22 protein-coding genes are annotated in these 26,046 nt (G+C 32.8%); 17 read left to right on the top strand and 5 right to left on the bottom strand.

Annotated features, from left to right (window positions below):
• Nucleotides 1-13: 13 nt before the first annotated feature.
• The 7 genes from BM246_RS02830 to BM246_RS02800 all read left to right on the top strand — a co-directional run bounded on the left by BM246_RS02830 (nucleotide 14) and on the right by BM246_RS02800 (nucleotide 11,080).
• Nucleotides 14-1,507 (top strand): RagB/SusD family nutrient uptake outer membrane protein, encoded by a 1,494-nt coding sequence (locus tag BM246_RS02830; protein WP_042498428.1) that lies wholly within the window; start codon nucleotides 14-16, stop codon nucleotides 1,505-1,507.
• A 144-nt stretch (nucleotides 1,508-1,651) separates the two neighbouring features.
• Nucleotides 1,652-4,978 carry a VCBS repeat-containing protein gene (locus BM246_RS02825; protein ID WP_074935701.1) on the top strand — a complete coding sequence of 1,109 codons (3,327 nt, stop codon included), beginning with the start codon at nucleotides 1,652-1,654 and terminating at the stop codon, nucleotides 4,976-4,978.
• 183 nt (nucleotides 4,979-5,161) lie between these two features.
• Nucleotides 5,162-6,424 (top strand): carbohydrate binding domain-containing protein, encoded by a 1,263-nt coding sequence (locus BM246_RS02820; protein WP_074935700.1) that lies wholly within the window; start codon nucleotides 5,162-5,164, stop codon nucleotides 6,422-6,424.
• Between the two features lie 16 nt (nucleotides 6,425-6,440).
• Nucleotides 6,441-7,808 carry an endo-1,4-beta-xylanase gene (locus tag BM246_RS02815; RefSeq protein WP_175489766.1) on the top strand — a complete coding sequence of 456 codons (1,368 nt, stop codon included), beginning with the start codon at nucleotides 6,441-6,443 and terminating at the stop codon, nucleotides 7,806-7,808.
• Nucleotides 7,809-7,945: 137 nt separating this feature from the next.
• Nucleotides 7,946-9,028: an endo-1,4-beta-xylanase gene (locus tag BM246_RS02810; RefSeq protein ID WP_074935698.1), complete on the top strand. Its 1,083-nt coding sequence runs from the start codon at nucleotides 7,946-7,948 to the stop codon at nucleotides 9,026-9,028.
• Nucleotides 9,028-10,317: a sugar phosphate isomerase/epimerase family protein gene (locus tag BM246_RS02805; RefSeq protein WP_083415692.1), complete on the top strand. Its 1,290-nt coding sequence runs from the start codon at nucleotides 9,028-9,030 to the stop codon at nucleotides 10,315-10,317. The genes BM246_RS02810 and BM246_RS02805 overlap by 1 nt, the downstream gene beginning before the upstream one ends.
• A 10-nt stretch (nucleotides 10,318-10,327) precedes the next feature.
• Complete coding sequence (locus tag BM246_RS02800) at nucleotides 10,328-11,080, top strand: ThuA domain-containing protein (protein ID WP_074935697.1); 753 nt, start codon at nucleotides 10,328-10,330, stop codon at nucleotides 11,078-11,080.
• A gap of 114 nt (nucleotides 11,081-11,194) precedes the next feature.
• Here BM246_RS02800 and BM246_RS02795 read toward each other — a convergent pair whose 3' ends face one another.
• From BM246_RS02795 to BM246_RS02780, 4 genes are all read right to left on the bottom strand, one after another.
• Nucleotides 11,195-12,232 (bottom strand): glycoside hydrolase family 43 protein, encoded by a 1,038-nt coding sequence (locus tag BM246_RS02795; RefSeq protein ID WP_074935696.1) that lies wholly within the window; start codon nucleotides 12,230-12,232, stop codon nucleotides 11,195-11,197.
• A 20-nt stretch (nucleotides 12,233-12,252) separates the two neighbouring features.
• Entirely contained in the window at nucleotides 12,253-13,689 is a 1,437-nt protein-coding gene (locus BM246_RS02790) for an MFS transporter (protein ID WP_074935695.1), read from the bottom strand.
• Nucleotides 13,690-13,694: 5 nt separating this feature from the next.
• Nucleotides 13,695-14,855 (bottom strand): endo-1,4-beta-xylanase, encoded by a 1,161-nt coding sequence (locus tag BM246_RS02785; protein WP_074935694.1) that lies wholly within the window; start codon nucleotides 14,853-14,855, stop codon nucleotides 13,695-13,697.
• Nucleotides 14,856-15,396: 541 nt separating this feature from the next.
• Nucleotides 15,397-15,867 carry a hypothetical protein gene (locus tag BM246_RS02780; protein ID WP_074935693.1) on the bottom strand — a complete coding sequence of 157 codons (471 nt, stop codon included), beginning with the start codon at nucleotides 15,865-15,867 and terminating at the stop codon, nucleotides 15,397-15,399.
• A 433-nt stretch (nucleotides 15,868-16,300) separates the two neighbouring features.
• On the opposite strand from BM246_RS02780, the gene BM246_RS02775 reads away from it, so the two are divergent.
• The 10 genes from BM246_RS02775 (at nucleotide 16,301) to BM246_RS02730 (ending at nucleotide 25,106) form a co-directional block, all read left to right on the top strand.
• Complete coding sequence (locus tag BM246_RS02775; RefSeq protein WP_231961808.1) at nucleotides 16,301-17,257, top strand: glycoside hydrolase family protein; 957 nt, start codon at nucleotides 16,301-16,303, stop codon at nucleotides 17,255-17,257.
• Nucleotides 17,258-17,526: 269 nt separating this feature from the next.
• Nucleotides 17,527-18,117, top strand: a complete 591-nt coding sequence (locus BM246_RS02770) for a Crp/Fnr family transcriptional regulator (RefSeq protein WP_081958690.1) — start codon at nucleotides 17,527-17,529, stop codon at nucleotides 18,115-18,117.
• Nucleotides 18,118-18,324: 207 nt separating this feature from the next.
• Nucleotides 18,325-18,990 carry a DUF6796 family protein gene (locus BM246_RS02765; protein WP_074935692.1) on the top strand — a complete coding sequence of 222 codons (666 nt, stop codon included), beginning with the start codon at nucleotides 18,325-18,327 and terminating at the stop codon, nucleotides 18,988-18,990.
• Nucleotides 18,983-20,650, top strand: coding sequence for a CRTAC1 family protein (locus tag BM246_RS02760; protein WP_074935771.1), 1,668 nt, complete (start codon nucleotides 18,983-18,985; stop codon nucleotides 20,648-20,650). The genes BM246_RS02765 and BM246_RS02760 overlap by 8 nt, the downstream gene beginning before the upstream one ends.
• Before the next feature lie 3 nt (nucleotides 20,651-20,653).
• Complete coding sequence (locus BM246_RS02755; RefSeq protein WP_074935691.1) at nucleotides 20,654-20,923, top strand: hypothetical protein; 270 nt, start codon at nucleotides 20,654-20,656, stop codon at nucleotides 20,921-20,923.
• Nucleotides 20,923-21,303: a hypothetical protein gene (locus tag BM246_RS02750; RefSeq protein ID WP_074935690.1), complete on the top strand. Its 381-nt coding sequence runs from the start codon at nucleotides 20,923-20,925 to the stop codon at nucleotides 21,301-21,303. The genes BM246_RS02755 and BM246_RS02750 overlap by 1 nt, the downstream gene beginning before the upstream one ends.
• A 38-nt stretch (nucleotides 21,304-21,341) precedes the next feature.
• A complete protein-coding gene (locus BM246_RS02745) occupies nucleotides 21,342-22,748 on the top strand; it encodes an FAD-dependent oxidoreductase (RefSeq protein WP_074935689.1) in 1,407 nt (468 codons plus the stop codon).
• 4 nt (nucleotides 22,749-22,752) lie between these two features.
• Entirely contained in the window at nucleotides 22,753-23,124 is a 372-nt protein-coding gene (locus BM246_RS02740; protein ID WP_042504565.1) for a hypothetical protein, read from the top strand.
• Between the two features lie 88 nt (nucleotides 23,125-23,212).
• Complete coding sequence (locus BM246_RS02735; RefSeq protein ID WP_074935688.1) at nucleotides 23,213-24,454, top strand: cation:proton antiporter; 1,242 nt, start codon at nucleotides 23,213-23,215, stop codon at nucleotides 24,452-24,454.
• A 25-nt stretch (nucleotides 24,455-24,479) separates the two neighbouring features.
• The gene (locus BM246_RS02730; protein WP_052415316.1) at nucleotides 24,480-25,106 is read left to right on the top strand and encodes a Pycsar system effector family protein; all 627 of its coding nucleotides are present in this window, start codon (nucleotides 24,480-24,482) and stop codon (nucleotides 25,104-25,106) included.
• A gap of 112 nt (nucleotides 25,107-25,218) precedes the next feature.
• Here BM246_RS02730 and BM246_RS02725 read toward each other — a convergent pair whose 3' ends face one another.
• A complete protein-coding gene (locus tag BM246_RS02725) occupies nucleotides 25,219-25,863 on the bottom strand; it encodes a carbohydrate-binding family 9-like protein (protein WP_074935687.1) in 645 nt (214 codons plus the stop codon).
• Nucleotides 25,864-26,046: the final 183 nt, after the last annotated feature.

The following is a 26,046-nucleotide window of genomic DNA, read 5'->3' as shown; positions in this document are numbered from 1 at the left end:
AAAGAAATAAATTATGAAAACATATAAATTAATACTTACAGCACTGTTCGGGATATTTATAGTGAATTCCTGTTCAGAGAGCGAGTTCGAATTAGCCAACCCTAATCAACTGTCTCCCGAAACTTTCTTCGCTACAGAAACTCAAGTAGAATCTGCAGTAAATGCTGCTTATGCTAACCTACAAACCATTTCATTATATGGTAGATTAATTTGGTATATGATGGATAATATGTCTCATGAGCAATCTCCAAACGGACAGCAAGAGGCCGATAAAATTACATTTTACGATTTCTCGTTCGATTCCACTAACGGACAAATTGCAGAATATTGGGACAGTTGTTTTAGAGGCATAAACAAAGCAAACTTTGTTATAGGTAATGAAGCTACTATAAATAAGATTCCAGAAAACGAATTGTCGACTGCTACAAAGGCTAAATTTATGGCAGAAGCTAAATTTTTAAGAGCGCAATATTACTGGTTATTAGTAAATAGATTTGGTAATGTGCCTTTAAGAAACGGTGATTTTACACAACCAGAAGGAAAACCATTGAGCCCAAAAGCCGATGTAATGAATCAAATTATTGAAGATTTAACTTTTGCATCAGCAAACTTATTACCAAAATCTCAAGAAGAAACTGGTCGTGCTACAAAAGGAGCTGCGCAAGCATTTTTAGGAAAAGCATTATTATACCAAAAAGAATATGAACTAGCTTTAAATTCTTTTAAGAAAATGTCAGGATACGAATTAGAGTCTGATTACTACGATAATTTTAAAGAAGAAACAGAAAATGGTATAGAGTCCGTTTGGGAAATTCAATACGATTTATCTTTAGGAACAGGAGACAAATGGTCTAGTCTTGTTGCTGGTTTTGGTAAAAATCATGCGACTTATAGAGGTCAAGATTATGGTGTGTTAGATTGGTTTAACGTATATCCATCAGATGATTTAGTGGCCGAATTTGAACCTGGAGATAACAGAATTGAAGGTAGTTTTTACTTTGTTGGAGATACATACAACAATGGCGCTAATACTTTTGTAGAAGGAGATTTTGCTGAAAATAGTGGAGATATTCGACCTATTGCTTGGAAAAAATATCAAAATTATTACAAGCAAGTTAGTGAGGTGCAGGAATCTGGAATTAACCCGAAAGTAATTCGTTACTCAGATGTGTTATTAATGATGGCCGAATGTGAAAATGAAAGACCAGGCGGTTCTCAAGCAACTGCTGTAGGGTATATTAATGAAGTTAGAGCACGTGCAGATTTAGATCCTTTATCTACTTCGCTTTCTAAATCGGCTGTGTTCGATGCTATTGTGCACGAGCGTAAAGTAGAGTTAAGTGGAGAGCAAGTACGTTTTGATGATATGATTCGTTGGGGCATCGCAGCTACAGAGTTAGCAGGTACTAATTTTCAAGCTGGTAAACATGAGCTTTGGCCAATACCAGATAAGGAAATTGCAACAAATCCAAACGTTACAGTAGCAGACCAAAATCCAGGGTATTAAAAATAGTTTAGAATTAGTTTAGTGATAGTTTTTTAAGTTGGATAAAAGCAGCACAATGTAATTGTGCTGCTTTTTAACTTTAAAAAACGTTTGTAAAAATAAAGATGTTTTAGAATTTTATTATCAACCATTAAATATTAATAAATGGAAATTAGATATTTAAAAGCATATGTAGTAAGTGTAATTTGCTTTGTAATACTTATTAGTTGTTCCAAAGAGAAAGCACAGGTGAAATCTATAGATGGTAAAATTTTTTCTTCAGTTGAGGTTTCAAAATCAGGAATAGATTTTGAAAATACACTTAGTGAAACAGATAAGTTAAACTACTTTACTTATGCTTACATGTATATGGGAGCAGGCGTTTCTGCTGGAGATATTAATAATGATGGTTTAATAGATTTGTTTTTTACAGGCAACCAAGCAGAGAATAAATTGTACTTAAATAAAGGTGGTTTAAACTTCGAAGATATTACAACTAAAGCAGGTGTTTCTGGAGATCAAAGGTGGTATACAGGCACAACTATGGTAGATATTAATAACGATGGGTTTTTAGATATTTATAGTTCCGTAAGCGGGAAGTTTGAACCTAGAAACAATCAATTATTCATCAATAATCAAGATGGTACGTTTACCGAAAGTGCAACTGCTTATGGATTGGATGATGCTAGCCATAGTATACAAGCAACATTTTTCGATTATGATAAAGATGGAGATCTGGATGTGTATGTAGCCAATTATCCGCCAACAAAATTTGGTTCGCCAACCTTTGTATATCAACAGAATATGCGAAATGTAAAAGCTATTGAATCCGATCATTTATATAGAAATGATGGTAACACGTTTACCGATGTATCGGAAGAAGCAGGTATTATAAATTTCGGATTAACATTAAGTGCTACAGTTGGCGATTTAAACAACGATTCTTGGCCAGATATTTATGTGTCTAACGATTTTGATTCACCAGATTTAATGTTTCTAAATCAAAAAGATGGTACGTTTAGCGAGGTTATAAAACAAGCGACATCGCATACAGCGTTTTATGGTATGGGTGCCGATATTTCGGATTTTAATAACGACGGAAATCTCGATATTTTTCAAGCAGATATGGATGCGGAAGATAATAAAAGACAAAAAGAAAACATGTCTAGCATGAATCCGCAGTTGTTCACCAATATTGAAAATGCGGGATTTCAAACCCAATACATGCAAAACTGTATGCAAGTTAATTCGGGAGTTTACCAGAATGGAATTCCTCATTTTTCTAATATTTCAAGATTAGCAGGAGTGTCTTCTACAAATTGGAGTTGGGGACCACTGTTTGCTGATTTTGATAACGATGGGTTCAAAGATTTATACATTTCTAACGGTTCACGAAGAGAGATTCATAATAATGATTTTTTTAATAATTTAGAAGAACTTAAGGTTGCAAACGATTCTGTCCTTTATTTAGTTGAACAAATTCCTTCAGAGAAATTAGATAATTACATGTATCAAAACAAAGGTGATTTCAATTTTAAACGTGTTAATAAAGATTGGGGTATTGAGTTCGAAGGCTTCTCTAACGGTGTAATTTATGCAGATTTAGATAATGATGGCGATTTAGAAATTGTGACAAATAATATTGACGACTATGCTTCCGTTTTTGAAAACAAAAGCTCCGAAATCAATAATTATTTAATGGTTTCATTTAAGGGGGAAAAAGCAAATGCTTTCGGTTTGGGAGCGCGCGTTTATATCACAACGGCGAATAAAACTCAAATGCAAGAGCTTACGCTTACTCGGGGCTTTGAATCTTCCGTAGCACCAATATTACATTTTGGATTAGGCAAACAAAGGGATATAGAAGTCCTAAAAGTGGTTTGGCCCGATGGGAAAATTCAGCAATTAAAAAATCTAAAAGCAAATCAAGAATTAGTATTGAGTTATGCTGATGCCATAGTTGAAGCAAAGAATAACAACGAAACGGATAGCTATCAAAAAATATTTTCTAAAGCCTCAGAAAGTTCTTTTCCAAAACATAAACACGTTGAAAATAATTTTGATGATTTTGAACATCAAGTTTTAATGCCTCACAAAATGTCGGCGTTTGGCCCTGCTTTGGCTATAGGTGATTTAAATGGAGACGGTTTGGACGATTATTTTATTGGAGGATCTCACGAAAATTCTGGAGCTATGTATTTTCAGAATAAAGAAGGTGTTTTTGAGCAGCAATCTATAAAGGCATTGCTAGAAGATAAAAGCTATGAAGATATTAGCGCACTCATTTTTGATGCAGACAAAGATAATGATAACGATTTGTATATAGTAAGTGGCGGTTATGAGTTTGCTACGCAACCAAAATTACTACAAGATAGATTGTATATTAATGATGGAGCTGGAAACTTTATACGAGCAAAACCTGAAGTTTTACCTGAGTTTTTAGTAAGTGGATCTAAAGTTTATAATGCAGATTTTGATAAAGATGGAAAGGACGATTTATTGGTTTTAGGTAGGCAAATACCAGGTAAATATCCAATGCCAGTTTCTTCTTATGTATTAAAAAATGTTGGAGAAAAAGGCAGTCCAAAATTTAATTTATTTGAAGAAAGTTACTCCAAAGTATTCGAAAATATAGGAATGGCTACAAGCGCTGTTATCACCGATTTTAATAGCGATTCTTGGCCAGATGTTATTTTAGTAGGCGAGTGGATGCCTATAAAGATTTATAAAAATATAAAAACTGGTTTTGAAGACGTATCGGAAACCATGGGGTTAAGTAAAGATACTACAGGTTGGTGGTGGAGTATTGAAGCAGGAGATTTTGATAACGATGGTGATATGGATTATATACTCGGCAACAATGGCTTAAATTATAAATATAAAGCCACAGAAAACGAAACCTTCGATATTTTTGTTAACGATTTTGATAACAACCACAAAACCGATATTGTTTTAAGCTACTTCAATAAAGGCAAGCAATACCCAGTTCGTGGTAGGTCGTGTTCATCTCAACAAATACCTGGTATTAAAAGTAAATTTAAAAATTACGAAACTTTTTCTCAGGCTACTTTGGTAGATGTTTACACAGAAAAAGCTTTAGAGTCGTCGTTGCATTACAGCGTAAAATCTTTTGCCAGTGTGTATTTAGAAAATAAAAACGACCATTTTGTTACGCATCAATTACCTATAGATGCTCAGGTATCTAGTATCAATAAAATAATAGTAAAAGATTTTGATAAAGACACGCATTTAGATGCCCTTTTAGTAGGTAACTTATATGTGTCTGAAGTTGAAACACCACGAAATGATGCTGGTCATGGATTACTTTTAAAGGGAAATGGACAAGGTGAATTTAAGGCTATGTCTGCTAATCAGTCTGGCTTTTTTGTTACTGGAGATTCAAAGGATATGCAAAGCATAGCAGTAAAAAATGAAACCTATATTTTGATTGCTAAAAATAACGATTCGTTGGATGTTGTAAAAGTGAGGTAGAACGTTGGTTTTACTATAAAAAGCAACAATTTTGTCATTCATCGCTACATTTATTATACTCAAAAAGATGGCTAAAGAATAAATTTGAGTATCAAAAATATGGATTCAATTAAAAAAATATTTCAGGTTACTTTTTTATAGTTGAAAACATATCGATAACTAAATAAACTAATTAAAACAATTATGAAAACAACTAAAATTTTAAGTTTTTTATGTTTAAGTCTGGCGTTTTGGTCATGTTCTGATGACGATGCGGTTATAGAACTAACACAACCACAATTTACAGTAACTGCTCCAGAAGGAGAGTCTGGCTTTTTTACATTCGAAAATACAACACCAAATAAAGAAGAGTTTTATAGCTTTTGGGAATTTGAAGTTGGAGGTTCTAAAGTAATCGATCAAAATGGCCCGTTAGTGTATGAGTATAAAAGTTCAGGTTCTAAAACAGTAAAATTAACTATGGTAAGTACTTTAACAAACTTACATACAAGTCAAAATATTACGGTAACCTTGCCACCGCCATCAGACATTCGTCATTTAATAAATCCTGAGAATTTGTTAGCTAATGGTTATTTTGGAGAAGGTGAAGGTAATGATTTTACTAATTGGGGTAGAAATAATGGAGCCGATAGAATGACGGAAGAACGCAGCGAACCATTAGTAGGTTCTAGAGCTGTAAAAATTAACAATGATGTTGATGGTAACGAATGGGAAACTCAATTAGTTTCAGATGCATTTCCTACCGTAGATGGTGAAAAATATACTGCTTCTGTTTGGATTAAAGGTTCTCCTGTTTCAATCCGTTTTTCTACAAACCCTGGAGTTGGTGGCGATCAGTATGCTGGTAATTACACCGCAACTTCCGATTGGGCTCAATACTCTTGGACCTTTATAGCAAACTCTGCAACAACCTTATTAGCACTAGATATGGGAAAAACAAAAGGAACATTTATAATAGATGCTGTTGAGGTTGTAAAAGGCGAAGTTGCCTTGCCATTACCTTCTAATGATAGCGAATTATTAAACGGTGATTTAGAAGCAGGTGAAGAAAATGATTTTATTAATTGGAGTCAAAACAATGGAGCAGATAGAATGACTCAAGAAACTGTAGATGTTTTAAGTGGTTCTAGAGCGCTTAGAGTTAATAACGGCGTCGATGGTAACGAATGGGAAGCTCAAATGGTAAGTGATGGTTTTGCAACCGAAAATGGAGCAGACTACACCGTATCATTATGGATTAAAGGCGATGCTGTTTCTGTTAGATATTCTACTAATCCAGGTGCAAATAGTACCGAACAATATGCTGGTGGTTATATCGCATCTGCAGAATGGACAAAATATGCTTGGACATTTACAGCAAATTCAGATACATCTTCTATAGCTTTAGATATGGGGAAAACAAAAGGAACATTTTTAATAGATGCAATTAAAGTTGTTAAAAACTAAACAAAACGAAAAAACTATGAAAAACACATTTAAATATATAATTCGTTTGGTAGTATTATTTATGGCTTTTAGCTGTTCTAATTCTTCAGATGATTCTCCAACATTTGGACCAACCGAACTTCCAGATGCTATACAAGCATCGTTCGATTTTACAATATCACTATCAGATCCAAAAGTGCTTCTTTTAAATAATACAACCGAATATTACCTACCATATACCGGAGTTTGGGATTACGGAAATGGCTCTAGCGCTATTGCTGATGGAGCAGGAGTAAAAGAGGTGACTTACGATACTCCAGGAAGATATACTATTAGCCTTACCGTATCTAGTGATGGTATTACAAACACCATTAGTAAAGATATTATTGTAGATGAAATAGGTATTTGTCTTAATGCCGTTTGTGGAAGTGTAAATACAGCGAGTTTAAAAGGTGCAGCAACTACATTTTCGGTAGGTACAATTACAAGATCGCCTTATGTTGCGGCAGGAGGTAAGCATATAGAAATTCTAAAGAATGAGTTTAATAACTTGACTTCGGAATATGAAATGAAGATGAATATTATGTATCCATCAGAAGGTAATTATGATTTTTCTGCTGGAGATGCCATTGTAGGTTTCGCTCAAGCAAATGATATGAATGTGCATGGGCACGCTTTAATTTGGCACAATGCAACACCTAGTTGGGTAGAAAATTTTTCTGGAACCGATGCAGAGTTTGAAGCTATGGTAGAAGATTATATTACAACAACTTTAAATCACTATAAAGGAAAGGTACGTTCTTGGGATGTTGTGAATGAAGCTTTTGAAGATGGTACAGGGCACCCGTTAAGAAATTCAGTTTTTAGACAAAAAATGGGAGATGATTATATTAAAAAATGTTTTCAGTTTGCTAGAAATGCAGACCCAGATGTAATTCTTTTTTATAACGATTACAACATGGCATCTAGCCCAACAAAACGTCAAGCTATGTTTAACTTGGTTGATGAGTTGGGAGATTTAATTGATGGTGTAGGTGCACAAATGCATATTTCTTACAACGGGCCTTCCGCAGCCAATATTCAAGCTGTTGCAGATGGTACAGTATCTAGAAATTTAAAATTGCACTTTGCAGAATTAGATATTAGAGCAAACCCAGAAGAAGATACCAGTTTAACTTCACTTTCTTCAGATAGAGCAAATGCTCAGAAAGACAAATTTAAAGAGGTTGTTCAAATTTATAATGCCATTCCGTTGGATAATAAATTTGCATTAACAGTTTGGGGTGTAAGAGATAATGAGTCATGGTTGTTAGATTTCTGGGGTGTTCCAGAGTGGCCATTAATGTTTGACGAAGATTATAATAAAAAGCCTGCATATGCTGGGTTTTTAGAAGGATTAGAGTAATAAATATCATTTAATATTTTAGTTAGAAAGCCCTAAGTTGTTCCGCATTTTAGGGCTTTTCTATATAAAAAAGTTAAAGTATTTAGGTCTAGAGATAAAAAACATACAAACGAAAGTAACCAACAAATAATAAGAATATGCTTTTCAATAAAATCTTAAAAATTACCTGTGTAACCTTGTTATTACTAGTTATGCATGCATGTAATAAAAAACAGAAAGAAAATGGCTTAAAAGCTAATGCGGAATTTCCAATAGGAACCGCCATTAAAATTGAAACTTTAAATGCCGATTTTGAGCTTCAAGATTTACAAAAATCAAACTTCAATAGTATAACCTCTGCAAGCGACATGAAAATGAACCGAATCACAGAAAGCGAAGGTGTGTACAAATGGAGCAGAATAGATGGTATTCTTAATTACGCTCAAAATAATAACCAACGTTTGTTTGGTCATAATTTAATTTGGCACAGTTCTACACCTAAATGGGTAGAAGAGAAAGCTTTAAAAGATACGTTGTGGTTAGCCGGTTTTATGAAAGATTATATAACAACTTATGTAGGCCGCTATAAAGGTAAAGTCGCGGGCTGGGATGTTGTAAACGAAGCATTTGAATCTGCAGGAGGAGCCATGAGAGAGACCATCTGGTACAGCGTTATGGGCAAAGATTACATCGCTAAAGCATTTACTTATGCCCATGAAGCCGACCCAAATGCAGTTTTGTTTTATAACGATTTTAATATTGAGCGAGACACTTTAAAACTAAATGCAACACTTAAATTAATAGAAGATTTAAGGGAGAAAAATATTCCAATTCATGGTTTAGGTTTTCAAATGCATATCCGTATGGATATTCCAGATGAGGTGATTGCAAATGCCTTGAAGAAAGCAGCCGATACAGGTTTAAAAATTCATTTATCTGAAGTTGATATTATTTTTAATGCACATAATGATACGCAATATGGCGGTGAACAAATTTACACTGAATTAACCGATGATATGAAAAAGGCACAAGCCGAAAAATATAAAAACCTTGTTAAAATGTACCGTTCCATTGTACCGAAAGCACAACAATACGGCATTACATTTTGGGATTTTACAGATAGAGACTCCTGGATAGATGGCTTTTTTAGTATAACCGATTGGCCAACTATTTACGATGATAATTTACAACCAAAACCCGCTTATTTTGGAGTTTTAGAAGGTTTAAAAGAAGAATTGTAATGAAAGCAAGAAATAGAATCATTAAGATATTGACTGTATTAATGTCTACGTTCAGTTTTGGGCAAACAGACTATAGTATTTCTTCTCAAAAAGATAGATTAAGGCAATATTCTGGGCAATGGGTAAGTGCTATTAATTCTAGCACAGATAGCGTTGCAGTACTGCCGACTTTGAAAATGAGCAGTATAAGTAATTTTAATAATAATTCGCTTAGCATAACGGTTTTGCAAAAAAATAGTGCCAGTAAATATGAACCAATACTTAGGGAGATAATTGGTTATGATCGTGTTACGAATACTGTCTTTGCAGCCGGACATAATAATGAAGGTACTTTTTTTACAGGGAAAGGCAGGTTTTCTTCAGAAAAAAAATGGACCATGCAGGATAAAGATCTTAATGGAAATAACACCATGACGGTTAATTTTAACTTTAATAATTATACCGATGTTACTTTGGAAGGCTTTGATAATAATGAAAAACATTTATGGAAAACGAGATACATCAAACATAATCCTAAAAATAAGAATATAGGTATTCAATTAGTTTCGGTCCATGATGATATGCTTAAAAATCCAGAAAAAACTTTGATCCAATTAGGTAGAATGGGTTATAGTTATGTTGAAACTTTTGTGTATAGAGAAGGGGGTTTTTATGGTTATACTCCGGAAGCGTTCAAGGCTGTAGTTAAAAAAGCAGGTATGAGGTTTTTAGGTTCTATGACGTTCTTTGATCCTGCAGATAAAAATGATGATGTTGCAATCAAGTTTTGGTGGAATAAGGCTATACAAGATCATAAAAAAGCGGGTGTCGAATATCTTTCAACTTCAAATATTAAAATAAAAAGTATTAAGACAATTAAAGAGCTTCAAGATTATTGTAATTATTATAATAAAATCGGAAAACTTTGTAAAGACAATGACTTAAAATTTATTTTTCATAATCATGCTGATGAATTTTTAATGGTTGAAGGTATAAGAGTTTACGATTACTTTCTGCAAAACACAAATCCGGAATATGTGTTTTTTCAATCGGATATCTATTGGATGCATGTCGCAGGTGTTAATCCTGTTCATTATTTTGAAACCTATCCTAACCGATTTATTAGTTGGCATGTTAAAGACTATAAAGAATTAGGAGAAAGCGGGAAAATAGATTTCGAAGATATATTTAAGTATCAAAAAATATCTGGAGTTCAATATATTTTATCTGAAGTTGAAGATTATAGCTTTCCACCGTTGTTTAGTGTTGGTTTAGCTTGGGAATATATTTATTATGAATTATTAAAATAAACCTTTGATTATGAAACCTGTTACAATTAAGAATCTTTTATTAACTCTATGTATGCTTACAATGATTAAAACCAATGCTCAAGATCAGTTTAGTGTTTTATTGTTTACCCAACATGATGATTGGCACTACAATAGCATTCCTATTGCTATTCAGGCCTTTGAAGATATGGCAGAAGAACATCAATTCAAATTTAATTGGACACAACGACCAAATGATCTTATCGAGAAATTACCAGAACATGATGTAGTAATATTTATGAATGCCAATGCCGATTCTTTGAGGACAAAGCATATGGTTGCTTTAAAAACATTTATGAAACGTGGTGGAGGTTTTGTTGGTATACATGGAACAGCAGATGGTGAAAACGATAATACTTGGTTTGATGGCCTTGTGGGCGCAAAATTTGTTGATCATCCAAAATTACAGGCTGCCATTGTAAAGGTTGAAAACACCGATTTTCCAGCAACATGGCATTTGCCAAATAAATGGTTACGTAGTGATGAGTGGTATAATTTTGAAAATATGAATTTAGATAAACTAAATATAGTATTAACTGTTGATGAAGCTTCTTATAATTTTACTGCAGGTTATGATGAAATTCCGTTAAAAGGTATGGGAGAAATACACCCTATTTCTTGGTTTCAATATTATGAAGGAGGAAAGTCGTTTTATACAGCCTTAGGGCATAAACCAGAATCGTATAAAGACAAAAATTTCTTAGATCATATTTTTGGTGGGATCTACTGGGTGGTTAGTAAGTGAAATAATTTAATATGAAGTTTAACTAAAAACTTCATATTAAATAAAAATGGATTGTAATGCTCAATAAGTCGCTTTACAATCCATTTCATTTATAGTCTTATTTCATAATAAACATTAGTCTTTATAAGGGGTTAAGGTCTCAATACTTCCATCTTCTCTATGTGTGATTTCAGCAAATTTAACAGACCTTAAATGCGTTACACCTTTAGATAAACTAGAATCATGATAAAATAAATACCATTTTTTATCAACTTTGCAAACAGAGTGGTGAGAGGTCCAACCAACTACAGGATTTAAAATACGTCCGCCATAAGTAAATGGTCCATAGGGGCTGTCTCCAATAGCGTAGCAGATAAAATGCGTGTCTCCGGTAGAATAAGAGAAATAGTATTTATCGTTATATTTATGTAACCAGGCAGCTTCGAAAAAACGACGATTATTGTCGCCAGCTAATAGTAAGTTTCCGTTTTTATCTAAAATTTCTATAGCTTTTGGTTTTTCGCTGAATTCTAATAAATCGTCCGTCATTTTTGCCACATAAGGGAGTAATGCAGGTTCGTTATCTTCAGGAAGAAATGCCGTTGGGCTATCGGGTTGAGCTGCATTAAATTCTCCACTTCTCCAGCGCTGTAATTGTCCGCCCCAAAGACCACCAAAATACATGTAGTAACTCCCGTCGTCATCTTTAAAAACTGCAGGGTCAATAGAAAAACTGCCTTTAATAGCTTCTGGTTGCGCTTTAAATGGTCCTATAGGCGAGTTGCTTGTGGCGACTCCAATTCTAAAAATGCCATCATGAGCTTTCGCAGGAAAAAACAAATAATATGTACCGTCTTTTTCATTGGCATCTGGAGCCCACATTTGCTCTTTTGCCCAAGGCACATCATCTACGTGTAAAGCGACACCGTGGTCTACGGCTTCACTATCGATAGAATCCATTGAGATTACATGATAGTCTTCCATTGCGAAGTGGCTTCCTAAATCGTCAAAAGCTTCTCCAGCATCAACATCGTGAGATGGGTAAATGTATATTTTTCCGTTAAAAAAATGGGCAGATGGATCAGCAGTGTAAATATTGGTTACCAATGGTTGGGAAATAGCGCGCTTATTTAGGTCATCAAAATTGATGTTTTCGATACTTTCTTCAGGCATAATTTTATGTTTTGTTAGTTTTAACTTTGTCTTCGTTCTTTTAGTTCAGCTTCAATTTGTACTTCCATTTTCTTATTAATTTCATAAAAGAAAAGTAAACCTACTCCTAGTAAAAATGGAATTGCAGGATATATACTTACAAGCATTTTAGTGCCTGTAATTGTAATGGCAGTTTGTTGCGTAAGGTCTGCATCATAACCATAACTTGCTAAAATGTAGGCTAAAAGCGCAGAGCCAATGCTTAGGCCGCCTTTTAAACCGACCATCATTGCAGAGAAAATAATGGCTGTTGCTCGACGGTTCGTTTTCCATTCAGAATAATCTGCAACATCGGCAATCATAGCCCAAAGTAGCGGGATAGTGATTCCGTAGAAAAAACCATGTAAAATTTGTGATGCAAACATCAGTTCTACAGATGTTGAAGAGAAGAAATAAAAGAAGATGATAAACAAAGTTGAAATAAATAAAAACGTCATAAAAACATCTCTTTTTCCATATTTGTCTGCTAATTTTTTAGATAAACCAATACCAACTATCATGAAAATAATACCACCAGCGTTGAATAATCCAAACCCTGCAGATACAGGATCTTCACCAAAGAAATTTACACCAATACTTGATAGAAAATCTAATAACGGACCTATAAAACTTGTTAATCTATCGGCATCTACGTAGTTTTTAAAATAATACACATAAGAGCCTCCCTTCATGGCTAGAGTAACAAAAACTAATGTGGTAACGGTTAACGTTATAACCCAAGGTTTGTTTTTAAATAAATCGGATAAATCTTCCTTAACACTCGATTTTTGTTCTGGCTTAGGGACAATACGCTCTCGCGTAGTGAAAAATGTGATGAGCAACATAATGGTGCCTATAATGGCAAGCCACGTCATTACTATTTCTATTCCAACTGCTTTATCACCACCTCCGGCAGATTCAATAATAGGTAGCATAAATACTTGCACAAAAAATTGTGCAAACATTACTGCAACAAAACGATACGCAGAAATGCTATTTCGTTCGCCCATATCGCCAGTAATTACCCCGCTTAAAGCTGAATATGGTAAGTTGTTTGCAGCATAAAGTAAAAGTAATAAAGTGTAAGTAACAACAGCATAAATAACTTTGCCTTTATATTCAAAGTTGGGCGTGCTAAAGGCTAAAAGTGCCACAACTCCAAGTGGTACTGCTGTCCATAAAATCCATGGTCTAAACTTTCCCCATTTAGAAGTTGTTCTGTCTGCAATAGCACCAATAATTGGATTAAACCCGAAAGCAGCAACAAGGCCAACACTTAATATAATTGCTGAAGCATGATTGGCTTCAAGACCATAAATATCAGTATAGAAAAAAGCTAAATAGGTAACTAATGTTTGAAATACTAAATTGGCAGCTAGGTCTCCTAAACTATATCCTATTTTTTCTTTAACTGAAAGTTTTTGTGTATCAGAACTCATAACTTTTAGTTTTGTTTTGGTTGATTATCACTTTTTAAAGCCATAACACGCTCATATGCTTTTTTAGGATTGAAGTCTCTATCGAATAATAACGGATGATTCGTTCTTCCGTTTATAGGCCAGTAATTTAACCAAGACTGACCGTCGTTTACTCCCCAAAATGTAACTCTATCAATTTTGTCTTTATGTTTCAAGAAAAGCTTAAAAATAGTTTCATATCTGTTAGCCAATTGCATAGCTGCAGCTTCAGATAATTTTTCTGGATACGGATTCATTTTTGGGTCACCTTCATACTGCTCATAACTTTGTTCTACGGCAGCACCATCCAAATCCCATGGGTTTGGTAGAGCTGTAACATCTAACTCGGTGAAACTAACTTTTACGCCTAATGCGGCATAAGCAAGAATACTATTTTCTATATCTTCTATAGATGGGCCTTCTAAACTCCAGTGGGCTTGCATACCAACACCATCTATTTTTACACCTTTTTCTTGTAGACTTTTTACAAGCCTTACTACACCGGCTCTTTTTTCTGGTTTCCAAAGGTTGTAATCATTGTAAACTAATTTTGCATTAGGGTCGGCTTCAGCAGCTAATTTAAAAGCAAGTGCTATAAAATTATCACCCATAACCTCGTAAAAATTAGAAGTTCTAAAACTGCCATCTTCATTTAAAGCTTCGTTCACCACATCCCAAGTATCTATTCTGCCTTTGTATCTTTTTACAATAGTATTTACATGGTGTTCTATATTTTTCACCATAGTAATGCTGTCTTTTTCATTTTCCATCCATGGCGCCAATTGGCTATGCCAAACCAAAGTATGCCCAACAATATGCATATTATTTTTTTCTCCGAGTGCTACATATTTATCGGCAATATCAAAATAGAATGTATCTTTTTGTGGGTGAATTTGTTCCCATTTCATTTCGTTTTCTGGAGTAATGGTATTAAATTCTTTTTCTATAAGGTTTATAGATAATGTGTCTTTTTCTTCTATTTGAGATTTGTTTAATGCCGCTCCAATAAGAAAATCACCTTTAAAAGCATCTTTCAATGAAGTGGTTTTAATTTCGGTTTTACTAATTTCTTTTATTTCGTTTTTACAGCTAGATGCACTTAAAATTAGTGCAGAAACTAAAAGGATATTTTTTATTCTGTGGGTCATGGTTATGGTTTAAAAAAGACGTTTTATAATTGAAATTTTAATACTTAAAATGATTTGAATAAAATTACTTTTTTAATAGAATGTAGAGTAAAACAAAATGGACTAATGGTGAAACAATTGTTGCATATGGTTGAAATTACTATGTATAACAGCTATTTCGAAATGATTGATGTGAAATAATTTTACTAGGGATAGATTTAGATGTCTAAAAGAAATTTAGTGTAAATGCTCTTTTTAGTTATAAAACATGGACACTTTTAAAAGATGAAATAATAGGAGGAAAGGCTTAGTTTTTTCATGAGGAAGGCTGTGTTTTCAATCTCACTTCAATAAAAAGCGAAGTATGAAAATAATAACAGATAATATAAATTATCCTGAATGTTTTTACGTAACCAATGAATAAGTTGGTTACGATTTTTTTTTTTTTGATGTTATCCAGAACATTAGTAGGTTGAACTGGAAATTATAAAGTCTTCTTATAAATACTTTAAATATTTATAAGAAGACTTTTTTGTTCCGTAAGGAAAGTGGTTGATGGACCTTAATTTATTTTTTTATAAACTTCAATGTTGTGATAAATGGTATCATTATTCTTATAAGTGTTTACTTGTTTATAAGAGTTTTTTCCGCGTTCAATAGGTATAACGTATGTATTGATATCACTTTTCATTGATTTCGAAGTAGACGTTAGCTTTTCAATAATGGTGTCGTTTTTAAAAGTATAAGTACCATAAGCATGCCATTCCGAAGCATCGGGAGCCGGATCTGTGTTCCATATTACATAGCCGTCTAGGTAAATTTTATGTTGCACTTTTGAAGTATCAACTATAAGGGTATCTCCATTAGCAAGATGGTAGAATTCGCTTAATTCCCAAACACCTTCCATGGTATTAAAATTTTCAACTTTTTTTGAATTAATTCTAGAACCACAAGCGATAGATATCATTGAAATTAATGCTAAATAAAATAAGTTTTTGAACGTTGTGGTTTTAATAATAGCCTTTCTTTTCATGGTTTTCTGTAGGTGTTTAAGATGAATTGTTTTTCGTCTTTAAATTAGAGATGTTTTAGAAATTTATTCACAATATATCTACGTAGGTAAAGTTTTACTAATATAATATAATTTTTTTAGTAGATAGAGGAGAAGGGCTTATCTTATTTTAAAAAGATAAGCCTTACTCCGTTTCGTGCTATTCAAAGGTATTTTACATCAAAATGAAACATAATTTATACGAATAGGGAATAATTAATACTTATAAAGATAGAGTGAAGGCTATTTTTGTTTGCATGACACGTAATGTTATTGATAAGCTATTACAGACGGCAACACAGGAGCAGAAATAAAAATTACTACTTGTTATAACAAGTCGTTCTATTCTAAAAAAGTATATATGATAAATCGGGTTTTTTGCAAACAGACTTTATTTCTTGTCCTGAGTTTAATAATGTTTCAAGGTTATGCTCAAAAAGAAGGGCAAGACAAGTCTAAAATTGTTGTGTCTAACTCTAGTCTAGAAAAGGACAGCGAAAGTGTTTTTGTGCGTTCGGAAAATAATTTGATGATCTATCCGGAAATGGATGGTTTAGAAGGCCGATTAGGTGAAAATATAAACGGGCCTTCGGTAATAAAAGTACCCGATTGGATTGAAAATCCTCTAGGTAAATACTATATGTATTTTGCGCATCATCATGGTAAGTTTATTCGGTTAGCTTATGCAAATTCGCCGGTTGGACCTTGGACTGTATATAAGCTAGGAGTGCTTCATATTGATAAAACAGCAGCTATTGGCCATATAGCTTCGCCAGATATTATTATAGATGAAGAAACGAAAACCATTAGAATGTATTTTCATGGATATAACAGAAATAAAGAAGGGCAAAAAACGTTTTTCAGCACGTCTAAAAATGGAATAGATTTCAAAGCATCCGATATCATACTGGGGCCTTCCTATTTTCGTGTTTTTAAATACAAATCGGAATATTATGCATTAGTAAAAGGTGCTTTTTATCGGTCTAAAGATGGTATGCAACCATTTGAGAAAGGTGCTTTAATTTTACCTAAAGCAAGACATACCGCTGTTAGCTTAAAAAAAGATAAGCTTGCTGTATTTTATTCCCAAAAAGGAGATGCACCAGAACGGATATTAAGTTGTGATGTTGATCTTTCTGAAGGTTCATGGAAAAGCTGGAAAGCTAACGAGGTTAAAGAAGTATTAAAACCAGAAATGGATTATGAAGGTGTAAATCTTCCTATTGAAAAATCGGTAAAAGGTTTTTCTAGAAAACCACTGCATGAGTTGAGAGATCCAGCTATTTTAAATGATAACAAAGATGTATACCTTTATTATTCAGTATCTGGAGAATTTGGAATTGGAGTTGCTAAACTCCTGAAAAGTAATTAAATATTATCTTCTGAACCAAATCGTTATAGTTGTTATTGATGGCTTGCTTTTTTAAGTTGCTTTTCAGCTAAATTAGGAGGGAAGTTTAAGAGAAACAAAATCGTACTAAGTGTCGCGTTAAGTAACTATCAAAAATTTAATACCCTTATTCAAATGTTAAATGTGATACCTTTGGCTTTATAATTATTACCAAACTACAATTGAAAGCAATTACAAAATACTGGTTTTTAGAAGATTTCAATCTTTTTAAGAAGCTTGGCACGTTCAATATGATGAAGATTGTTGAGATTCTAGAAATGGATAATATTGAAAAGGGAAAAGCTATTAACCTTAATGATGAGCATAAGAATAGTGTGTTCTTTCTAAAAAAAGGGAGTGTAAAAATTGTAAACAAAACGAACAACACTGTTAAGTATGTTTTAAAGCGTGGTAATATTTTTGGAGAACTTGCATTATATGATAAAAAAGCGGCAAGCGAAGAAATAGCTTATGCTTTAGAGGACTGTGTAATCTGCTACATAGAATCTGAACAGATGGAAGTGCTTATGGAAAAACATAAGTCTTTGAAAAATGGCGTGCTAAAAATTTACGGACTTCGAATTCAAAAACTAGAAAGAAGACTTCACAATTTGTTATACAAAGATAGTGTAACAAGAATTAAAGAGTTTATTGCAGATTATCTAGAAGAGTTTGGTGAATCCAATGAAGGTGGGCATTTAACTGCTAAAAATTTACTTTCACATAAAGAGATTGCAAACCTTACAAATACCTCTAGACAAACAGTGAGTAATGTACTGAGTACAATGAGGAAAGAAGGGATAATAGATTATAATATCGAGTTTATTTCAAGTATAAAATAGTTGTTAGAATCTATTAACGTTTCTTGTATGAATTCGATATAGATTATACATCGGTAGGCGTAATAATTAGCTGTTAAACTTGGCTTTTGATACTGTTATCATATAGATTGTTACTTATTGTAACCTGTTAATTCATAGTGTTTTATTTTATCTGAAAGGAATTTTAACATATCTCGACAAACCCATAACTAACACATTAACAATTAAATGAAATTAACTAAAACTTTAGGGTATCTAGGCCTTATTGCTTCTATTCTTGTAGGTTTGGGCGAATACTTTTTACACTATTCACCCTCAATTTTAGAACATTCAGAAAATTATGAATTTTTCAAATTTGTAGCATTAAATAATCTTACCGCAGGTCATTTCTTGGCCGTTATTGGATTGCCATTCTATTTTGCAGGATACATACATATATACCGAATGCTTAAATCGGGTAACGAAAATTTAGCTAGGCTAGTTCTTGCTATTGGGTTTGTAGCTTTTGCTGTAGGCGGTGTTTGGATTGGCTCTCGTGCTTCTATAGGTAATATTGTTCATTTAAAAGAAGCCATGGATGCTAATACTTACCAAAATCTATTAGCGAATTATACAAATCACATGGAAGTATTAGTGCAAGCGCTACGTGTTATTATAGCAACATTATCTGTTGTTTTTGCTATTGCTATTTTAAAAGGCGGTACATACTACCCAAAATGGATGGCAGTTTTCAACCCCATTGTAATACTTGTTTTATTAGTGGTTTTAGGTAAACTAATACCAGATTTAGGAAAACACATGCTACCTATTTTAATGAATGTCACTCATTTTATTCTTTTCGGATTATCATTATATCAATTTAATAAATACATTAAAAATCAAAAAAATGCTTAAAAAAATTCTAAAATACACAGGAATAGTTATCCTTTTACTAGTTGTACTCGTTCTTGGTTTTTTCTGGCGTGATTCAGTTTCAGATAAATACAACATCACAATAGAAGATAGTAAAATTCCTTTATTCGAGGACGTTGTAATCGATTTTAAACATCAATATAATGGTGATAAATCTTTACCAATTGCACCTTCTGCTTTAATAGATATTGATAACGATAATATAGATGAAGTCTTTTTTGGAGGTGGCATGTTTCAAGAAGATGCCATTTTTGCTTATCGCGATAATAAGTTTGTAGATATTTCTTCTGAAGTTAATTTACAGAAAAAAGGAAGTACTTTAACCACTGTTGGTGTTGTTTCTGCCGATTTTGATAACAATGGATTTACCGATGTTTTACTTGGTAGAGAAGATGGTTTAACAATCTATTATAATACCGACGGGAAATTTACCGCTAAAAAAATTGACACACCAATAAACGAAAAATCAACACCTGCCGGATTAACGGTTGGTGACATTGATAAAGATGGCGATTTAGATATTTTTATGGCAACCTATCTTAAAAAAGAGCTGATGGAAGGGCAAACCATTTTTGAAGATTACACTTATGGTTCCACAAGTGAATTACTTTTAAATACAGGCAACGAAAATTTTGTAAGTATCACTAAAGAAGCTGGTTTAGACTATGTTCACAACACGTTTCAAGGTGTTTTGGTTGATATTGATAACGATTCTTGGTTAGATTTAGTTGTGGTACATGATACGGGTGAAGCAAGAACTTATAAAAACAATGGCGACCTAACATACACGATGAAACCGAACCCGCTAACCAAAAAATTCGCCTACCCAATGGGGTTAGCAGTTGGAGATTATAATAATGATGGGTTGGTAGATTTTATGTTTTCGAATACAGGAAGTACGCTTCCTAGAGAGATTGCGAAAGGCGATATAAAAGATGCATCTTTATTTAATGAAAAATGGATTCTTTTTAAAAATGAAGGAAACTTTAAATTTACAGATACAGCTGCTGAAACTAAAATTGCAGACTATGAGTTTTCTTGGGGTTGCACCTTTGCAGATATGAATAATGATGGTTTACAAGATTTAATGGTAGCTGAAAATTATGTAGATTTTGCACCTAATAAACTGTTTAAACTGCCTAGTAGATTTTTAGTTCAGAAGGAAGATGGCACGTTTGCACCAACTGAAGAAAAAAGTGGTGTTGTTAATCCGTATTACGCTATAACATCATTAGTAAGTGATTTTAATCAAGATGGTTATTTAGACATGATTTGGGTAAATATCGATTCACCATCTTTAGCCTATATCAACAAAGGAGGAACTAACAATTATCTGCAAGTAGACTTAGGAGAATCTGTAAATGCACAAGGAGCAAAAGTAACAGTAACTACGCCAACAAGAACGTTAACCGATTGGCTGGTAAGCGGAGAAGGTTTAGCTAGTGATCAAACGGCGTTGCTTCAATTTGGATTAGGGAAAGAATCTACTGTTTTGAATATTAAAGTGCTTTTGGCAGACAATAGGGAGATTAGTATTGATAATCCGAAAATTAACTCGGTTATCGATTTAAAACCGCAAGTTAAAGTTCAAGTTGCTCAAGAAATAGATGTAGATACAGAAACAATCGAAGAAAGTAAGTAAGAAATGAAGTTTATAAAACAATTATTAGTAAAAGGTAAACAAGAGACGATCAATGATTTATCTAAGGGCTATTGTCCTAATTGTTGGGGGCATCAAGAGTACGATAACCTCATAAGAGAAAAGTATGAAGATGCACAGATAAGTGTTAATAACCACAGTGCTAATTATGCCTTTGTACAGAATTTTATGGTAACACATCTAAATGGTATAAAATTAAAGAGCACAGTTAAAGGTACAGAATGCCCTACTTGTGTGGTTGTTAATAACAAATAATGCTAAAAAGAATTACATATTATGCTATTCTTGGTATACTCATAATAGGTGTATATGGAGCTGGCGGGTTAGTTGTTGAAGAATTTAAAACAGGTGAAGGTTGCCCAAAAATAATGGGCATCCCCATGTGTTTAGTTATTCTATTCTGTTTTCTTGTTTCGTTAATAGTACATCTTTTAAAAAGGAAGAATATCGTATATTTTTTACTTACAGGCTTAGCAGGCAGTATTGCTTTAATAGCTTCAATCATGCAGTTTTTTGGTTATGCCAAATGCCCTAAAGCAGCTTCAGGAACACCAATGTGCTATTATTCATTATTACTTTTTAGTAGTTTAATTGTGTTAAAAATAGTACATTCAAAAATGAAAGTTCAACAATAAAAAACATTAGTCATAACGCTATTTTAAAATAAAAAAATATGAATACAATAGATTTATATGGAGCAGATTGGTGCCCAGATTGCCAAAGAGCAAAAGCTTATTTAAAAGAAAATAATATTGATTTTAATTTTGTTGATGTTGATTTAGATAAAGAAGCAACAGCAAAAGTTGAAGATATTAATAAAGGCAAGCGCATTATACCAACCATTATTATTAACGAAAAGCCATATACCAATCCGGACAATAGTATTTTAGCAAGTGTATTAGGTATTAATGAGCAAGGCCGCGTTATTTTATACGGAGCAGATTGGTGTCCAGATTGCCAGAGAGCAAAAGGGTATTTGCAAGATAATCATATTAATTTTCAATATATAGAAGTCGATAAATACACTTGGGCTGCCGACAAAGTAGAAGAAATTAATAATGGTAAACGTATTATTCCTACTCTGTTTATTGGCGATAAGAGCTATACAAATCCAGATAATTCAATCTTAAAAGAAGTTCTGAACATTGGTGAAGAATCTAAAAAAAAGGTATATGATAGTATTATTGTAGGTGCTGGTGCAGCAGGATTAACGGCTTCTATTTATATTCAACGGGATCGTTTTAGTTCTTTAATTCTTGAAAAAAAGAATATTGGAGGTAATGCTTTTTTAACTCAAAAAATAGAAAATTATCCTGGTTTTACAGAGATTTCTGGTCCAAAATTAATGCAACGTATGGCAGAACAAGCCAAGGTTTATGGTGCAACTATTGAAACGGGTGTTGAGGTGAAAAGTATTTCTAAAGACGGAAATTTATTCAATATAGATTCTAATATGGGCAAGTATCAAAGTAGATCTGTGGTATTAGCTTTAGGCTCTACATATAGAAAATTAGGAATTCCAAATGAAGAAGATTTAATAGGAGCAGGCATTCATTTTTGTGCAACTTGTGATGGTGCTTTTTATAGAGATAAAGAAGTTATCGTTATTGGTGGAGGAAATAGTGCTTTGGAAGAAGGTATATTTCTAGCAGGTTTTTGTAAAAAAGTAACTATTGTAAATCGCGGTGCGGCGTTTTCAGCTTCTGAAACTTATATTGAGAAATTACCATCAATAAAAAATATTGAAACACACCTTAATAAAGAATCATTAGCATTTATTAAAGATGAAAATGGAAACTTCAAAGGTTTAGAAGTAAAAGATAAAACGACTGGAGAAACGGAAGAGCTAACGGCAGATGGAGCTTTTATTTTTATAGGATTAATTCCAAACACAACTAGTGTAAAAGATATTATTGAGTTAAATGAAAGCGGCTTTATAACTACAACAGGATTAGGTGAAACTAACGTATCTGGTGTTTTTGCAGCAGGAGATTGTCGTGAGGGTGCCATTGCTCAAGTTGCTGCGGCTACAGGCGAAGGTGTGTTGGCAAGTTATGGTGTGAGAAATCATTTCAAATAAAATCATGGAAAACTGGCATTTACCAATTACAATTGTTCCGGGTTTGGGGTTACTTATTCTTTCTACCTCAAACCTAATGGTGACTTTGAGTAATGAAATAAGCGGAATGATTGAAAATTCTAAAAAGAAAGTAATTACAGCAAAAAAGTTAAAGCAATTAAAGTTGCTTAATATGGCGATGGTGTTTTTCTATGTTGCTGTGGCACTTTTATTAGTTTCTGCTGTTATAAATGGTTTATATGAAGTTGGAAAAACTTCATTGTATACCAGTGTTTTGGCTATTGTTTTCGCCCTCATCGGACTTATTTCTTTGGTAACCTTTTCCTTTAGGGCAGTAACAATTCGGCAAAATCAATTTCAGAACAAAATAGATTAAATCTGATATCTTATTATTAATTCAATGGGAAGTTTTACCTTACTATTGTTATTTTCGTAACGAAATATTTTAATACCATCTAAATAAAATGTTCGAATCATTCAGTATTGTATTTACAATTTCAGCGCTTTTTAGCTACATTAATTATAAGTGGTTAAAATTACCAACAACTATTGGGCTAATGATTCTAAGCTTAATCTTAATCGTTCCAATAACGCTTAGCAAGACTGTTTTTCCTGAATTTTACAGATTTTTTTGTGATATCATTGTTAATGCAGATTTTAAAACATTATTACTTAATGGTATTTTAAGTTTTTTACTGTTTGCAGGAGCTCTGCATGTTAATCTTGCGGCGCTTACAAAAGAAAAAAAGTCAATATTTCTATTTGCCACTTTAGGTGTGCTAATATCTACATGTATAGTTGGTAGTTTAACCTTTTTTGGAGCGCAACTTATTGGTTTAGAGTTACCTTTTTTACATGCACTTTTATTTGGAGCATTAATATCTCCAACCGATCCAATTGCTGTTATGGCTATTTTAAAAGAAGCGAATATTGCTGAAAGTCTAGGTATTAAAATAGAAGGAGAGTCCTTGTTTAATGATGGTATTGGTGTTGTTGTGTTCTCTGGAATATTATTAATTGCGGCTGCTACGGGAGAACTTAGTAATACAGAGATTGGCACAGAAATAGGCATGTTGTTTTTAGAAGAAGCAGTAGGCGGGTTGTTCTACGGATTGGTAATTGGTTTTTTAGGATTAAAATGTATTCAATCTTTAAAAGAAAATCCTCAATTGGCCGTAATGATTACCCTTGCCGTAGTTATGGGTGGAACGGCTGGAGCTTTTTTAATGGAGGTTTCAGCACCATTAGCGATGGTTGTTGCCGGATTATTTATAGGAAATAAAATTCATGTTAATGAAGATAAGAACCCAATACAAAAAGCAATTAGTTCCTTTTGGGAAATTCTAGATGATGTTTTTAATGGTATTTTATTTGTGCTAATTGGGCTCGCCATTCATTTACTGAATATTAATACAAGTTATTTTTTATTAGGCATTCTTGCTATTCTAATTGTACTTCTAGCTCGCTTTATTTCTGTGTTTTTGCCTTATTCCCTCCTAAAGCATGAGGAAACAAAACCAATGAAAACCGTTGCCGTTTTAACTTGGGGAGGATTGCGAGGTGGTATTTCTATTGCATTAGCTTTAAGTTTGGGTGAAGAACTTTCGGGAGATTTAATACTTCATATCACTTATATTATTGTATTCTTTTCCATTATAGTTCAAGGATTGACTATTGGTAAAGTTGTCAGAAAAATCTACTCTTAACACTTCAGTTTTTATAAATTTTAATATGAACAACAAACAAAAGGAAAAAGCAGAAGATCAATATTTAATGGAAGAATTAAATATTGATAAAGATGCTTTAAAACAATTAAAAAAGAAATTAGCTAAAGTCGCGCCAAGGTCTGAAAGAGGTGTTGAAACATTGTTCAGGTTATTGTCTAAAAATCAGTATACTTTAAATACGATGATTGATACCAAATCGAACATTTTAATATCTATAAACGCTTTAATTTTGTCGTTAATATTAGGGACGGTAATGAGTCAGTTAAGTAATGATCCACACCTCATTTTTCCTATAGTCATGATATTATTCACCAATTTGGCCTCTATTACTTTTGCCATTTTAGCAACACGACCAGAACTTGTTCATGGAAAAAATGAAACGAAAAATTTAATGTTTTACGGCAATTTTCAAGATATGGAAGAAGATGAATATGTTGAAAATATTACCAATTTAATGAATGAAGGGGATGAGCTTTATAAAACCATTGCAAAAGATACCTATCATTTAGGAAAAACGATTGATCGTAAATTTAAGCTCCTTCGCAAATCGTTTAATATTTTTTTAATTGGTATTATTTTATCCGTGATTGCATTTGTTTTGTGCCATGCTTTGTTTGGCGGATTGATGTAGTTTTTAATAAGAGAAGAGTGACTTTTTTAATATTAGCCAAAACATAAAGTGCTTAAGTAAATATTGTTAGAGTTTTTTAAATTTATGGCGCTTTTAATTAGAAAATAATAAATTAATTAAAATCAATTTCTCCAAAGTATGATTTTAAATGAAAGTCTGGTTTTTCTGATTTTATGGGGGTCCAACTTATGTAATGAGGTTTAGAAAGATCATCTCCACATTTATAAAAATTTGCTCTTGCTTTTAGTTTTTCGAAAGATTTTATGGTGCTAAATGCAAAAGTTTTTAAAGGAATTTTAATATATAATTTCCAATTAAATGTGGTTAAATCATGTTGATTTATTCGTTTTATTTTCGTTTTCACTTTAATTAAATCTATTGTTTCGATGTCGATTAATTGTCTTTGATATCTGTCTAGACCATAGCCGAATAATATGGTTCCCAGGGGGTTAAACTCAAAATTATAATAGCTTGGGTCATCTTGAAGGCTAATGAAGAATTCGACGCAGCTATCTTTGCAAACAGGATCGTTGTGATTAAGGTACCTAGCTGCCATTTCAAGTTCGATAACATCGTAGTGTAAATAAATATTTTTATTATCATGAGCTATTTTGAAGCGTATATGCTCAGGTCCATTAGGTGTTTCCCATGAGTATTGGTCTATATTATGGTAGTCAATAAATTTAAAAACTTTTTTTAAACTTGTTTTTTTATTTAAAGATTTAGATATATCTGGTACTACTAGTTTATTTTTCAATGACTCTTTTATTTAAAGAACGAAACTAATTAATTTTAGTAACTAATTATTGGTTTTTTTTATATAAATTGAGTTGCGTTACCGTAATTTTAGTTTGTATTCAAGATTAAGGAGAATGTTATTTTTAACAATGAGTAATATTTTAAGATGAAAGTAAGTTTTATAGTCCTTTTGGGGTTAATG

Origin of the sequence: Algibacter lectus, assembly GCF_900112395.1 — a bacterium.
Lineage (GTDB): Bacteria > Bacteroidota > Bacteroidia > Flavobacteriales > Flavobacteriaceae > Algibacter > Algibacter lectus.
Note: the sequence above shows the minus strand (reverse complement) of the source record. Positions and strands in the feature narration are given on the sequence as shown.

What these genes read in the sequence shown, in the direction of transcription:
- BM246_RS02830 (WP_042498428.1), top strand. Translation starts at nt 14, where the DNA reads ATGAAAACATATAAATTAATACTTACAGCACTGTTCGGGATATTTATA.
- BM246_RS02825 (WP_074935701.1), top strand. Translation starts at nt 1,652, where the DNA reads ATGGAAATTAGATATTTAAAAGCATATGTAGTAAGTGTAATTTGCTTT.
- BM246_RS02820 (WP_074935700.1), top strand. Translation starts at nt 5,162, where the DNA reads ATGAAAACAACTAAAATTTTAAGTTTTTTATGTTTAAGTCTGGCGTTT.
- BM246_RS02815 (WP_175489766.1), top strand. Translation starts at nt 6,441, where the DNA reads ATGAAAAACACATTTAAATATATAATTCGTTTGGTAGTATTATTTATG.
- BM246_RS02810 (WP_074935698.1), top strand. Translation starts at nt 7,946, where the DNA reads ATGCTTTTCAATAAAATCTTAAAAATTACCTGTGTAACCTTGTTATTA.
- BM246_RS02805 (WP_083415692.1), top strand. Translation starts at nt 9,028, where the DNA reads ATGAAAGCAAGAAATAGAATCATTAAGATATTGACTGTATTAATGTCT.
- BM246_RS02800 (WP_074935697.1), top strand. Translation starts at nt 10,328, where the DNA reads ATGAAACCTGTTACAATTAAGAATCTTTTATTAACTCTATGTATGCTT.
- BM246_RS02795 (WP_074935696.1), bottom strand. Translation starts at nt 12,232, where the DNA reads ATGCCTGAAGAAAGTATCGAAAACATCAATTTTGATGACCTAAATAAG.
- BM246_RS02790 (WP_074935695.1), bottom strand. Translation starts at nt 13,689, where the DNA reads ATGAGTTCTGATACACAAAAACTTTCAGTTAAAGAAAAAATAGGATAT.
- BM246_RS02785 (WP_074935694.1), bottom strand. Translation starts at nt 14,855, where the DNA reads ATGACCCACAGAATAAAAAATATCCTTTTAGTTTCTGCACTAATTTTA.
- BM246_RS02780 (WP_074935693.1), bottom strand. Translation starts at nt 15,867, where the DNA reads ATGAAAAGAAAGGCTATTATTAAAACCACAACGTTCAAAAACTTATTT.
- BM246_RS02775 (WP_231961808.1), top strand. Translation starts at nt 16,301, where the DNA reads ATGTTTCAAGGTTATGCTCAAAAAGAAGGGCAAGACAAGTCTAAAATT.
- BM246_RS02770 (WP_081958690.1), top strand. Translation starts at nt 17,527, where the DNA reads ATGATGAAGATTGTTGAGATTCTAGAAATGGATAATATTGAAAAGGGA.
- BM246_RS02765 (WP_074935692.1), top strand. Translation starts at nt 18,325, where the DNA reads ATGAAATTAACTAAAACTTTAGGGTATCTAGGCCTTATTGCTTCTATT.
- BM246_RS02760 (WP_074935771.1), top strand. Translation starts at nt 18,983, where the DNA reads ATGCTTAAAAAAATTCTAAAATACACAGGAATAGTTATCCTTTTACTA.
- BM246_RS02755 (WP_074935691.1), top strand. Translation starts at nt 20,654, where the DNA reads ATGAAGTTTATAAAACAATTATTAGTAAAAGGTAAACAAGAGACGATC.
- BM246_RS02750 (WP_074935690.1), top strand. Translation starts at nt 20,923, where the DNA reads ATGCTAAAAAGAATTACATATTATGCTATTCTTGGTATACTCATAATA.
- BM246_RS02745 (WP_074935689.1), top strand. Translation starts at nt 21,342, where the DNA reads ATGAATACAATAGATTTATATGGAGCAGATTGGTGCCCAGATTGCCAA.
- BM246_RS02740 (WP_042504565.1), top strand. Translation starts at nt 22,753, where the DNA reads ATGGAAAACTGGCATTTACCAATTACAATTGTTCCGGGTTTGGGGTTA.
- BM246_RS02735 (WP_074935688.1), top strand. Translation starts at nt 23,213, where the DNA reads ATGTTCGAATCATTCAGTATTGTATTTACAATTTCAGCGCTTTTTAGC.
- BM246_RS02730 (WP_052415316.1), top strand. Translation starts at nt 24,480, where the DNA reads ATGAACAACAAACAAAAGGAAAAAGCAGAAGATCAATATTTAATGGAA.